Consider the following 12,333-nt stretch of genomic DNA (forward strand, 5'->3'; position numbering starts at 1 on the left):
AGTACTTCTCCCATAAGCTTTGAGATGATTTTTCCGCCGAGGCATCCCGTTTTGGGTCCTATGGAAAAAGATTTACAAAGAGCCTGATCCTGTAACTTTATCTAATCCTTTTCATGCGTACGTTGGCGCGAGATTTATTTCAGAAATGCCGGGACTACAGGGATAGCGCCGACGCGAAAGCACAGGGCTTCTATCCGTATTTCCGCCAGATCGACGAAACGCATGGCAATTACGTGATGTGCGACGGCGAGCGCAAGATCATGATCGGGTCGAACAACTATCTCGGCCTCGCTCAGGACGAGCGCGTGATCGAGGCGGCCTGTGAAGCCACTCGCGCCTATGGCGCCGGCTGTACCGGCTCCCGACTCCTGAACGGTACGATCCGCCTGCACTCCCAACTGGAAGAGGCGCTTGCCGATTTCCTCCAGCGCGAGGCTGTCCTTCTTTTTTCGACCGGATTTTTTGCGAACCAGGGAGCCCTGGCCTCACTGACCGAGGATGGAGACGTGATCCTGTGCGACCGCGAGAATCACGCCAGCATCATCGATGGATGTCAGTTTGCGCCGGCCAAGCTGGTGCCTTATCGCCACAATTCCGCATCGTCCCTGGGCAATCGCCTGAAGCGTCAGGCTCCCGAGGCGGGCAAGCTCGTCGTGATGGACGGTGTCTTCAGCATGTCGGGCGACATTGCCGACCTGCCGCCTCAGCTCGAGGTGGCCAAGAGCTACGGCGCCCGCGTCTATGTCGACGAGGCCCACTCGCTCGGCGTGCTCGGCCCGAAGGGCCGCGGCGTGGTGCATCATTTTGGCCTCAATGACGATGTCGATATCGTCATGGGTACGTTCTCGAAATCGCTCGGTTCCATGGGCGGCTTCATCGCGGGTGACCGCCAGATGATCGAATTTCTCAAGCATCGTGCCCGGTGCCTGATCTTTACAGCCTCGCTCGCTCCCGCTGTCGCGGGCGGCGTGCTCAAGGCACTCGAGATCATGCAGCAGGAGCCCGAGCGCATGGAGCAGCTCTGGCGCAACACGCACAAGATGCACGAGGGCTTCAAGCGCATCGGCTTCAAAATCGGCACCACCCAGACGCCCATCGTGCCGATCCTCATCGGCAGCGAAGCCAAGGCGTTCATGTTTACGCAGCGCCTGTTTGAGGAAGGCGTCTTTGCCACTCCGGCGATTTACCCGGCGGTTCGCTACGGCGAGGCCATCGTGCGCACGAGCTACATGGCGACCCATACGGACGACGACCTGGATCACGTCCTCGAGATCTTCGAGAAGCTGGCCAGGGAACTCGGTACCTTCGACGATCCCGCCTACGTGGAACCCGGTCGCCGTCGCAATGTTTTCGACTTCCGTCTCGATGCCTCGGAAAACGGCTCGGAAGGAGCTGCCGAGGGGCAGAATGGATACCATCAGGCCACCAAGTAGACTCTTTTCGTCAGGTACATGTCGGGGAGCATAGAGATCGTTCCATGTCATACGGGCAGGGAGCGGCAGGCTTTTGAAGATGTCGCGGAACTGCTCCAGGGGGAGAACCCGGCTTTCGTTCCGCCTTTTCCCGGCAGCATCGCCAAGTACCTTTCGGAAAAATCCGCCTTCTGCAAACGCCACGGCGAGATCATTCCTTTCATCGCGCGACGCGACGGCAAGCCGGTCGGGCGCATTGCGGCGATCATCAATCGTTCGCACAACGCGTATTACAAAGACCGCACGGGGTTCTTTGGGTTCTTCGAGTGCGAGAATAATCTCTCCACCGCGACGGAGCTCTTTAGAAAAGTCGATTCTGTCCTGCGCGAGCGGGGCTGCGACTCCGTGCGCGGCCCGTACAACCCGAGCATCAATGATGAGTGCGGGTTGCTGGTCGAGGGCTTCGACGTGCCACCCTTCATCGGCCTGACGTGGAATCCCGCCTACTACGAGGCTCTCGTGAGAGATGCCGGCTACGATTCCGTGCGCGCATCGCTCGGGTTTCACCTTCCGCTGGCCAAGCTCGAGGTGCCCGCGCGACTCAGCAAGATTGTCGACCGCCTCACCCGGCGCTCGCGCCTCAAGCTCCGCCCCATCCGGCTCAAGGAGCTCGAGGAGGAGCTCAAGATCGTGCTGGAGGTTTACAACTCCACGCTAGAGCGCAACTGGGGCTTTGTCCCCATCTCGATGGATGACCTGCTTTTTGCCGCCGACGATCTCCGGGCCATCGCTGATCCGGAGATGATCCTCATCGCCGAGCATGATGGGGAGAATGCCGGAGTCGGCCTTTCGTTGCCAAACATCAACGAGGTCCTCATCCAGCTCAAGAAGACCCCACGCTGGCTGCGCCCGCTCCATTTCCTCTGGCTTCTGAAGACCCGGCCGATTCGCACGGGTCGCCAGGTGGTCTACGGCATCTCACCGCGCTTCCGCGACAAGACCGGCCTGCATGGGTGGCTGCTGCGTGAGCAGTTTGCCTGCGCCAAGGCCCGCTACACGCATGCCGAGCTCGGCTGGATCGAGGAAAACAATACCGAGATCATCGAAAACTCCCTCATGCTCGGGGGGATTCCGCATCGCAAGTGGCGGATTTTTGAAAAGTCCCTCGGATGAACCTCCTGCTGACAGGAGCGACGGGCTTTGTCGGTCGCAACGCCCTGTTGCGCGCGCTCCCGGGTTACGGGACGGTTTTCGCCCCCGTTCGCTCCGAGGCCAAGCTGCGGAGCCAGTTGAGCGGCGAGGGAGTCGCGGGGGAAAATGTCGTCGCTCTCGGGGCAGATCCTGCGACGTGGGGAGGGGCCATGCCCGACCATGCGATTCTCGGGGCGGGAGTGCTCTTTGCCCGCGACCGGCAGGAATATTTTGAGACCAATGTCGACTGGAAGCTGCGCGTCATCGAGGCGTTGCCAGAAACGTGTCGGATCGTCGTTCTGTCCTCGCAATCCGCGGGGGGACCGACGCCGGCAGGCCGCGCTGCACGCGGCGAGGACGATGCCGATTCTCCGATCACGTGGTATGGCGAGTCCAAGCTCGCGATGGAGCGGGCGATCCGGGAGAGATTCCCGCATCGTCCGATCATCATCCTGCGTCCGCCGATGATTCTCGGCCCGCGCGACCAGGCGACGCTCCCGCTTTTCAAGATGGGCGAGGGGCTGGTGCGCCTGAAACCCGCGTGGCACACGAAGAGCTACAGCTTCATCGCCGTGCAGGATCTGGTGGAGGCCATCTTTCTCGCGCTGGCGGCGGGTTCGCTGCCGGATCGCAGCCTGTATGTGGCTGCTCCCGAGCCGATCACGGACTGGCAGTTGATCGCCTCCGCCGTGCTGCCGGGCAAGGTCGGGCTGACATTGCCTGTTCCGCAGCCCGCAGTCCGCCTGCTCTCCGCCGTGGTCGACGCGGTGCCTGCCTTGCGAGCACAGACTCCGAGCCTCACGCGGGATCGCGCGCGGGAGATCTGGCCGCCCCGCTGGGTGGTCGATGGCGGTCGCTTTGCCCGATGGTCGGGCTGGTCGGCGAAGCGCGGACTGGTCGAGACGATGCGGGAGACGGCGGATTTTTACCGGCGTACCGGCCAACTGTGAAAAGGCTGCTGGTTGTCGCTGCGTTCCTTGGGGCTCTCGCGTTTGGAACGTGGTGGCTCCTGCGCCAGCAACGATCCGCCGCCGTCCTCCCGCCCAAGCCGCGTACCCTGGCTGACGCCCTCCAGGCCATCGAGCCGACGGCGGGGCCTCGCGTGCGGGCCTTTTGCAAAAGGGCTGGCGTGGCCTATCCGCCCGAGCGGCTGATTTTCATCGCGAATAAAAAGGAACGGCGCATCGACCTCCTTGTGGCTCAGGAGGGAAGGTATCGCCTCGTCCACTCATGGCCCGTCCTCGCCGCCAGCGGCGGACCGGGTCCAAAGCTCCGCGAGGGCGACCGGCAGGTGCCGGAGGGGTTTTATCGCTTTGAGCTTCTCAACCCCAACAGCAGCTTCCATCTCTCCCTCCGCGTCAATTACCCCAATCCCGAGGACATCCGGCGCGGCGCGGGAGAAGGGATTACTCCCGCCGAACTCGGCAGCGACATCATGATTCATGGCGGTGCGGTCTCCATCGGCTGCCTCGCCGTCGGCGATCCGGCCGTTGAGGAAATCTTCCTCCTCGTCGCAAGGACGGGCCTCGACCATGCGGAACTCCTCATCCTCCCCGACGAAAGACTCACTGTCATGGACGACCGCCCGTGGGTGAACGACCTTTACGCCCGCCTCCGGGAACGCATGGGCGAGCTTGATCGGCGTTGAGCGTTTTTCCCGGCGGGATTGCCGGGGTGGGTCATCGGAAAAGTCTACTTCAGCGTGAGCTCGCTCACGTGAGAGAGGGGTGCGACGCGGGTGATCCCGTCGTCCGTGCGAATGACGACGACCTGATCGTAGACCTCGACATCGGCTCCCACGGGAATGCCAAAGCCGTTATTGCTTTGTCCGCTCGCCAGGCTGAAGTGCCACACGGTTCCGCTGGTGGCTTTGCCTTTGACGATCGGGCGGGGTGGGACGGAGCAGGAGGTCAGTGAAACGGCGGCGAGGACGGCGGCGAGCGTCGGGAGGAGTTTCATGCCTTGAGGTGAGGTGAAATGTCGCCCGGCCTCAAGCCGGAACCGCGGCGCTGGGGATTTCTCCTCGGAGAGGGAATGCACCGCGTCCCGGGAACCCCTTCGATTTTATATTTTCACCGAGAACGTCTCTCCCGCCTGCACATCGGCGCAGAAGCTCGCGACGAGCTGGGCCATGGCCTCCAGATCCTCCAGGTCGATGACCTCCACGGGGGAGTGCATGTAGCGGTTGGGCAGGCCGAGTGAGATCGACGGGATGCCGCCCCGCTGGAGGAAGAAGGCATCGGCATCCGTGCCGGTATAGCGAGGGTTTGCCTCGTACTGCACGGGGATGCTTTCCTTCCTGGCGACGGCGATCATGCGCTCCACGAGGACAGGGTGGTTGGAGCTGCCGATGCTGATGACGGGACCCTTGCCGAGCCTGATGTCGCCGTGCTTCGCCTTGGAGCAGATCGGGATGTCGGTGGCGTGAGTCACGTCGATGACGATGGCCAGGTCGGGTCGGATGCGGTAGCCGGCCATTGTCGCGCCGTAGAGGCCATTTTCCTCCTGGATGGTCGAGAGGGCGATGACGTTGGCGTTGAGTTTGCCCTCGTCCTCGGCTAGCAGGCGCAGGGCCTCGGCGGCGGTCCAGGTGCCGATGCGGTTGTCGCAGCCCCGGGCGGCGATGCGCTCGCCGAAGAGCTGGACGACGCCATGGTCCATGGTGATCGGGTTGCCCACGCGGACGAGTTCCTCGGCCTCGGCCTTGCTGCTGGCCCCGATGTCGATGAAGACCTCGTGAAACTCCGGCACCTTCTTGCGATCCTCCGGCTCCTGCATGTGGATCGCGAGATGACCCGTCACCCCAGGTATGGACCCATTGGGGCCGTGAATGAGGACCGGGCGCCCGCGCAGCATGGCCCGATCGACTCCGCCGATACCCTTGAAGTAAATGAACCCCTCCTCGCCGATGTACGAAACCATGAGACCGAGTTCGTCGGAATGCCCTGCGAGCACGATTTTCGGGTTCCCCGAGTCATTGAGGCCTGCGTAGACGTTGCCGTAAGGGTCGCTGTGCACCTTTTTGGCAAACTTGCCTACGTAGTCAGCCCACACTCGCTGGCCTTTGGTTTCGAAACCTGAAGGGGAGGGGGTGGTCAGCAGCTCTTTTAAAAAGGCGAGAGATTCGTGGCGCATGGCAATGAATTTTTCACATTTGAGTGTTCCACGGAAGCCCGAAGAAGAGCCGAAAATGGCGTAAATAGCCTTTTCTCAAAGCCTTAAAATCCTCCGTGAAAATGTGAATTTCTTGTGAAGAGAAGGGGGTTGGGAAAATTTCGCCAAACCACAACATATTGTGGTGTCTTTATTTTGCCTCCCCCATATAGGGGATTTTTTATTGACGCGCAAAAAGGCAAAAGGCATGGTGCGCGTTACCGCTGGATGTCAGGGTCTATCGCTGGGAAATGACGTATCCGGCGCTTCCCCGACCCCGGACCACAATCACCTTACTGCACCACCGAATGCCTACGACCACGATTACCCTTGGAGACCGTCAATTTGTCCTCGACCGCGATAAGGCGGAAGCCGCCTACGCAGCCAAGCGCGTGATCAATGGCCGCGACACGATGTTCTTCAACATCCTGCCGCTGCGCTACCAGTGGGCCTACGATCTGTACAAGACGATGAAGGCCAACCACTGGGAGCCGGAAGATATCCAGATGCAGAAGGACTGCGAGCAGTGGCGCGACGATACCGGCATCGCCGACATCGAGCGGTGGATCATCAAGATGGGCATCGGCTACTTTTCGGCCGCCGAGGGCATCGTCGGTGACAACATTCTCCACGTTATCCGCGAACTGGTGACGGCTCCCGAGTTGAAGCTCGTGCTGGGTCGTCACGCCCACGAGGAGAACATCCACGCGGATTCCCTCGTGTACATGATCAGTTCGCTCGGCATCAACCCGCACGAATGCGAGTCGATGTTTGAGGATATCGACACGATCAAGGAGAAGACCGATTTTGTCGTCAACAACAGTCGCAAGCTCCGCCGCGATGTCGACCTGACCGTCACGGAGAACAAGCAGGCGCTGGCCAAGAACATGTTCCTCTTCGGGCAGTGCATGGAGGGAACCCAGTTCTACGGCCTCTTTGGCATGATCCTGGCGCTCTACCGCCAGAACAAGTTCCCGGGCATCGGCCAGATGTTCCGCTACACGATGCGCGACGAGTCCAACCACATCGAGCTCCTGCGCAAGCTCTTCATGGAGCTGGTGGACGAGAATCCGGACGTATGGACGGAAGCCTTCCGCAACGACCTCCGCGCGACCATGGCCGAGGCTGTGCGCCTGGAGAAACAGTTTATCGCCGATTGCCTGCCCGTGCAGGCGGTGGGTCTGACGAAGGAGGAGTTCCTCACGTACATCGACTACATCGGCGACCGCCGCCTGGAAGGCGTCGGATTGCAGCCCCTCAACGGTCCAATCAACAACCCGCTCCCGTGGCTGGCCGAGTTGATGGATCTCAAGAAGGAGACTAACTTCTTCGAAGGCAAGGTGACGGAATACCAGAAGAAATCCGCCCTTGCGCCCGTTTCCGACGACGAGTTGTAAGCCGCCGTCTCCCCACAACACCACCACCGAACGAAACCGCTCGCTCATCACGCGCCATGATCCGCCACATCTCGCTCGAAGAAGACCTCATTCTTAAACGTCTCGCCTCCACACCCACCGACCAAAAGCCCGGCTACGCCTGGCGTACCGTGCTCGGCGACTCGCTCTTTAGCGACGCCCTGCCGGAGATCACGGTGACCCGTCACTCGGGAGAGGAAAAGCTCTTCAACCTCGCCGACGTCGCCGACGAGATCGGCTCCGCTCTCACGGACCTGCTTATTTCCCGCGAGGAGAAGGATATTTTCAACGAGCAGAACCGCGCGTTCGTGGCCAATGTGGCGCATTCGGTCTCGACTCGTCTGCTCGATCACATCCGCGAGGGGCACGCCCTTCGCCTTTCCGAGTACGATCTTTCCCTTCTCATCGAGAAGGCGCTCATCGAGAACGATGCTCACGATGTGGCCAAGAGTCTCGTCTTCAAGCGCTCGGCCTCCCGGCCCTCCGATCGGCAGAGCGATGAGGATGCAGAGCCGATTTCGGTGCGTCTGATCCGCCGCAATGGCGCGGTCGTTCCGTGGAATGAGGCCAAGATCGAGATCGCCTGCCGCAAGGCGTTCCTCTCCGCCAAGGAAGATGCCGAGGCTGCGTCCAAGGTGGCCCGTGGCATCACCAATCGCATCCGCCGCGGTGATCAGGCATTCATCCATATCGAGGATGTACAGGATATGGTCCAGGAGGAGCTGATGCGCCAGGGCTACTACAAGGTGGCCGAGAGCTACATCCTTTACCGTGCCCATCGCAGCAAGCTGCGCGAGGACGAGGTCCAGGCCCCGAATGACGAGGCCCAGCAGGAGTCCCTCATCGTCGTCAAAAAGAAGGACGGCCAGAATGTGTTCTGGGACGGCAGCGAACTCAAGCGCCGCATCCAGTTTGCCATGATCGGGCTCACCCTCGACTACGACGAGGCTCGCATCGAGCGCGAACTCCGCCGCTCCATTGGCACCGAGATCACGGAGGAGGGTCTGCGCAGCACGATCATCCTCAACGCCAAGTCGCTCATCGAGAAAGACGCCGACTTTACGAAATTCGCCGGGCGCATCCTGCTCTCCTACATCTACGAGGAAGTGCTCGACTGGAGCATCACCCGCGATGGCATGGAGGGGCTGAAGGAAGCTCATCGCAAGGCCTTCAAGAGCTACCTGCGCCATGGCGTGACCATTGAGCGCCTGAGCCCGAAGCTTCTTCAGTACAACCTCGACAAGCTGGCCGACGCGCTCGACCCGTCCGCCGACCTCGACTTTGAGTATCTCGGCATCCAGACCCTGTACGACCGTTATCTGATCGTCGACAAAACGCGCAAGCCGGCCCGTCGTCTTGAGACGCCGCAGTTCTTCTGGATGCGCGTGGCGATGGGGCTCTTCATCCAGGAGGAGAAGGACCGCGAGGATTGGGTGGTGCGTTTGTACAACCTGTACAAGTCCCGTCGTTTCTGCTCGAGCACGCCGACGCTTTTCAACTCCGGCACGCCGCATAGCCAGCTCTCCAGCTGCTACCTGTACAAGGTCGATGACAACATCGAGAGCATCATGATCCGCGGCATCGCCGAGAATGCCTTCCTCTCCAAGTGGGCGGGCGGCCTGGGTGGTTCCTGGACGTCGGTGCGTGGCACGGGCGGCTACATCAAGGGCACGAACGGCGAGAGCCAGGGTGTGATCCCGTTCCTCAAGCTGCACAACGACCAGCTCGTGGCGGTGAACCAAGGCGGCAAGCGCCGTGGCTCCGGCTGCGCGTACCTGGAATCCTGGCACAACGACATCCATGACTTCCTCCAGCTCCGCATCAACACGGGTGACGAGCGCCGCCGTACGCATGACCTGAATACGGCCAACTGGGTGCCCGACCTGTTCATGAAGCGCATGGAGTCCCGTGAGAACTGGACGCTCTTCCGCGCGAACGAGGCGCCGGATCTCCACGAGTGCTACGGCCAGAAGTTCGAGGAGCGTTACGCCCACTACGAACAGCTGGCGAAGGAAGGCAAAATCTTCGGACGCGAAGTCCCGGCGATCGATCTCTGGAAGGAAATGCTCAAGGCGCTCTTTGAGACCGGGCACCCCTGGATCACCTTCAAGGACCCGTGCAACGTGCGCTCGCCGCAGGATCATGTCGGCGTCATCCACTCGTCGAATCTCTGCACCGAGATCACGCTCAATACGAGCGAAGAGGAGACAGCTGTCTGCAACCTCGGCTCCGTCATTCTCGACACGCACATCAAGGACAATGGCGACCTCGACCTCGAGATGCTTCGCGAGACCATCACGGTCGCCGTGCGTGCCCTCGACAACGTGATCGACATCAACTTTTACCCGACCGAGGCCGCGAAGCGCTCCAACATGCGCCACCGCCCGATCGGCCTGGGTGTGATGGGTTTGCAGAACGCGCTCTTCAAGCGCAACGTCAGCTTTGCCAGCAATGAAGCCGTCGAGTTCAACGACGAGTTCATGGAGGCCATCGCCTACTACGCCTACAGCGCGTCGAGCGATCTCGCCGCCGAGCGTGGCACGTACTCCAGCTATCGCGGATCGAAGTGGGATCGCGGCCTGTTGCCGCAGGATACCATCGAACTCCTCGAGCAGGAGCGCGGGGTGAAGATCGACGTGCCGCGCGGCGGTCGCCTCGACTGGAAGCCCGTCCGCGAGAAAATCGCCAAGCAGGGCATGCGCAACTCGAATGTCATCGCCATCGCCCCGACGGCGACGATCTCGAACATCACCGGCACCACGCCGTGCATCGAGCCGAACTATAAGAACCTATACGCAAAATCGAATCTCTCGGGCGACTTCTCGGTGCTGAACCGCGAGCTCGTTCTTGACCTCAAGCGCGAAGGGTTGTGGAGTGACGACATGGTCGATCAGCTCAAGTACTTCGACGGTGAGCTGAAGGACATTGCCGGTATCCCCGAGCATCTCAAGCAGAAGCACCTCACGGTCTTTTCGGTGGGCTTCAACTACATCATCGACGCGGCGGCTCGTCGCCAGAAGTGGATCGACCAGTCCCAGTCGGTGAACCTGTTCCTGGCCGCGCCGGACATGAAGACCCTGAGCCACATGTACCGCCGGGCGTGGCATGTGGGATTGAAAACCACGTATTACTTGCGTACACTCCAGGCATCCAATATCGAGAAAGCGACGTTGCAGGTGAAGAAGGACGTGACCGGAGTGGCAGGCCGCAAGGAATACACCGCCGAGGAAAAAATGGTCTGCTCGATCGAAGCCATGCGAAATGGCGAGATCTGCGAGGCCTGCCAGTAACGGAAAATATAAACAATTTGGTTAGGCAGCCAGCGGGGCGAAGGGATCACTCGATCCTTCGCCCCGCATGCCTTTTGGATATTCGAGCTTTCGAGTTTCGCCATTAGGGTACAGAATAGAGAGTCTTCCATGAGCAAAGTGACTTTTGACTCCATCCCCGACGCCATCGCCGAAATCCAGAAGGGCGGAATGGTCATCGTGACCGACGATGCCGATCGGGAAAACGAGGGCGACCTCGTCATCGCCGCGTCGCATGCGACGCCGGAAGCGATCAATTTCATGGTGCGCTTCGCCCGGGGGCTGGTCTGCGCCCCGATCACCGAGGAGCGGGCCAAGAAGCTCGGCCTCCAGCGCATGGTCGCTCACAATCGCGAGCTGTATAAGACGGATTTCACCGTCTCGGTCGATGCCGCCAAGGGCGTGACGACCGGCATCAGTGCCCAGGATCGCGCCCGCACCGCCCGCCTGCTGGCGAGTGACGAAAGCGTGCCTAATGATCTGGTGCAGCCCGGCCATATCTTCCCGCTGCAAGCTCGCCCGGGTGGGGTGCTTCAACGTGCCGGCCACACGGAGGCGGCGGTCGACCTCGCCCGCCTGGCGGGACTCGATCCCTCTGGGGTCATTTGCGAGATCATGAACGAAGACGGCAGCATGGCGCGGTTGCCGGACCTGCTGAAGTTCAAGGAAGAGCACAAACTGCTGATCTGCTCCATCGAGGATCTGATCGCCTACCGCCGCAAGCAGGAGAAGCTGGTCGAGCGGGAGCAGACGATTTTCATGCCGACGGACTTCGGCGATTTTGATCTCTATCTCTATCGGTCCAAGGTGGACAACGGTCATCACCTCGCCCTGGTCAAGGGGCAGATTGCCGCCGACGAGCCGACGCTCGTGCGGGTGCACAGTGAGTGCCTGACGGGGGATGTTTTTGGCTCCCGGCGGTGCGACTGCGGGACGCAACTGCATACGGCCTTGCAGCAGATCGAGGACGCGGGGTCCGGCGTGCTCGTTTACATGCGCCAGGAAGGCCGTGGCATTGGCCTCGGGCCGAAGATCCACGCCTACAAGCTCCAGGAGCAGGGACTCGACACGGTCGAGGCCAATGAGAAGCTCGGCTTCCCGGCCGATTTACGCGATTACGGCCTCGGCGCCCAGATCCTCGTCGACCTCGGGGTGAAAAAAATCCGCCTCCTCACCAACAACCCCCGCAAGGTCGTGGGGTTGGATGGGTACGGCCTCGAGATCGTCCAGCAGGTGCCGATTCGATCCGTGGCCAACCCGCACAATGAAAAGTACCTGGCGACGAAGAAGATCAAGCTGGGCCATCTCCTGTAACCGGAGATAATCCGCTTGAGGCCGCCGCACATTTCACAAACCATTTAGCTACACATGTCATCCGCCCAACCGATTCGCCCCCGCATGGTGGGAAAAGCCACGTTTTCCTTTGCCCTGGTCGCCAGCCAGTACAACCAGGAGTACGTGCAGGGGCTGGTGACCCACGCGCATCAGGAGCTCAACGAGCTCGAGCCCGGCTGCACCGCCACACTGGTGTGGGCGCCAGGGGCCTTTGAGATTCCCCTGCTGGCAAAGCTGGTGGCGGAAAAGAAGAAGTACAACGCCATCCTCGCCCTGGGGGTGGTGCTTCAGGGCGCCACGGCTCATGCCGACCTGATCGGTCGAGCGGTGACGGACTCCCTCCAGAGAATTTCCCTCGAATATTCGGTGCCCGTGATCAACGAGGTGCTCCTCCTCCAGAACGAAGACCAGGCGCGCCAGCGTTGCCTGGAACTCGAACTCAATCGCGGCATCGAAGCCGCGCGCGCCGCCGTCTCCTCGGCCCGCACGGTTCGCGAAATCGTCTCCAAACTTTAATTT

Annotated in this window: 10 protein-coding genes; 8 read left to right on the forward strand and 2 right to left on the reverse strand. The window is 61.0% G+C overall.

All coding sequences use genetic code 11. The annotated features are described in order from the left end of the window. Nucleotides 1–113 precede the first annotated feature (113 nt). From TSACC_RS03165 to TSACC_RS03180, 4 genes are read left to right on the forward strand one after another with little or no spacing between them, the layout of a single operon-like run. The gene (locus tag TSACC_RS03165) at nucleotides 114–1,433 is read left to right on the forward strand and encodes an aminotransferase class I/II-fold pyridoxal phosphate-dependent enzyme (RefSeq protein WP_075077942.1); all 1,320 of its coding nucleotides are present in this window, start codon (nucleotides 114–116) and stop codon (nucleotides 1,431–1,433) included. Nucleotides 1,434–1,451: 18 nt separating this feature from the next. Beyond that, nucleotides 1,452–2,585 carry a GNAT family N-acetyltransferase gene (locus TSACC_RS03170; protein WP_075077943.1) on the forward strand — a complete coding sequence of 378 codons (1,134 nt, stop codon included), beginning with the start codon at nucleotides 1,452–1,454 and terminating at the stop codon, nucleotides 2,583–2,585. Continuing rightward, a complete protein-coding gene (locus tag TSACC_RS03175; RefSeq protein ID WP_075077944.1) occupies nucleotides 2,582–3,553 on the forward strand; it encodes an NAD-dependent epimerase/dehydratase family protein in 972 nt (323 codons plus the stop codon). Before TSACC_RS03170 ends, TSACC_RS03175 begins: the two co-directional genes overlap by 4 nt. Then, nucleotides 3,550–4,251 (forward strand): L,D-transpeptidase family protein, encoded by a 702-nt coding sequence (locus tag TSACC_RS03180; RefSeq protein ID WP_101927815.1) that lies wholly within the window; start codon nucleotides 3,550–3,552, stop codon nucleotides 4,249–4,251. The genes TSACC_RS03175 and TSACC_RS03180 overlap by 4 nt, the downstream gene beginning before the upstream one ends. Nucleotides 4,252–4,295: 44 nt before the next feature. Here the strand turns inward: TSACC_RS03180 and TSACC_RS03185 are convergent, their stop codons facing one another. Further along, nucleotides 4,296–4,562, reverse strand: a complete 267-nt coding sequence (locus tag TSACC_RS03185) for a hypothetical protein (protein ID WP_153811224.1) — start codon at nucleotides 4,560–4,562, stop codon at nucleotides 4,296–4,298. A gap of 105 nt (nucleotides 4,563–4,667) precedes the next feature. After that, complete coding sequence (locus TSACC_RS03190; protein ID WP_075077946.1) at nucleotides 4,668–5,738, reverse strand: M42 family metallopeptidase; 1,071 nt, start codon at nucleotides 5,736–5,738, stop codon at nucleotides 4,668–4,670. A 326-nt stretch (nucleotides 5,739–6,064) separates the two neighbouring features. Here TSACC_RS03190 and TSACC_RS03195 point away from each other — a divergent pair, with 326 nt between their 5' ends. From TSACC_RS03195 to ribH, 4 genes are all read left to right on the forward strand, one after another. Further along, complete coding sequence (locus TSACC_RS03195; RefSeq protein ID WP_075077947.1) at nucleotides 6,065–7,153, forward strand: ribonucleotide-diphosphate reductase subunit beta; 1,089 nt, start codon at nucleotides 6,065–6,067, stop codon at nucleotides 7,151–7,153. A 56-nt stretch (nucleotides 7,154–7,209) separates the two neighbouring features. Continuing rightward, nucleotides 7,210–10,461 carry a ribonucleoside-diphosphate reductase subunit alpha gene (locus TSACC_RS03200; protein ID WP_075077948.1) on the forward strand — a complete coding sequence of 1,084 codons (3,252 nt, stop codon included), beginning with the start codon at nucleotides 7,210–7,212 and terminating at the stop codon, nucleotides 10,459–10,461. Nucleotides 10,462–10,590: 129 nt separating this feature from the next. Further along, complete coding sequence (locus TSACC_RS03205; protein WP_075077949.1) at nucleotides 10,591–11,793, forward strand: bifunctional 3,4-dihydroxy-2-butanone-4-phosphate synthase/GTP cyclohydrolase II; 1,203 nt, start codon at nucleotides 10,591–10,593, stop codon at nucleotides 11,791–11,793. A gap of 54 nt (nucleotides 11,794–11,847) precedes the next feature. Next, nucleotides 11,848–12,330 (forward strand): 6,7-dimethyl-8-ribityllumazine synthase, encoded by a 483-nt coding sequence (gene ribH, locus TSACC_RS03210; protein WP_075077950.1) that lies wholly within the window; start codon nucleotides 11,848–11,850, stop codon nucleotides 12,328–12,330. The last annotated feature ends 3 nt before the right edge of the window (nucleotides 12,331–12,333 follow it).

Source organism: Terrimicrobium sacchariphilum (assembly GCF_001613545.1).
GTDB lineage: Bacteria > Verrucomicrobiota > Verrucomicrobiia > Chthoniobacterales > Terrimicrobiaceae > Terrimicrobium > Terrimicrobium sacchariphilum.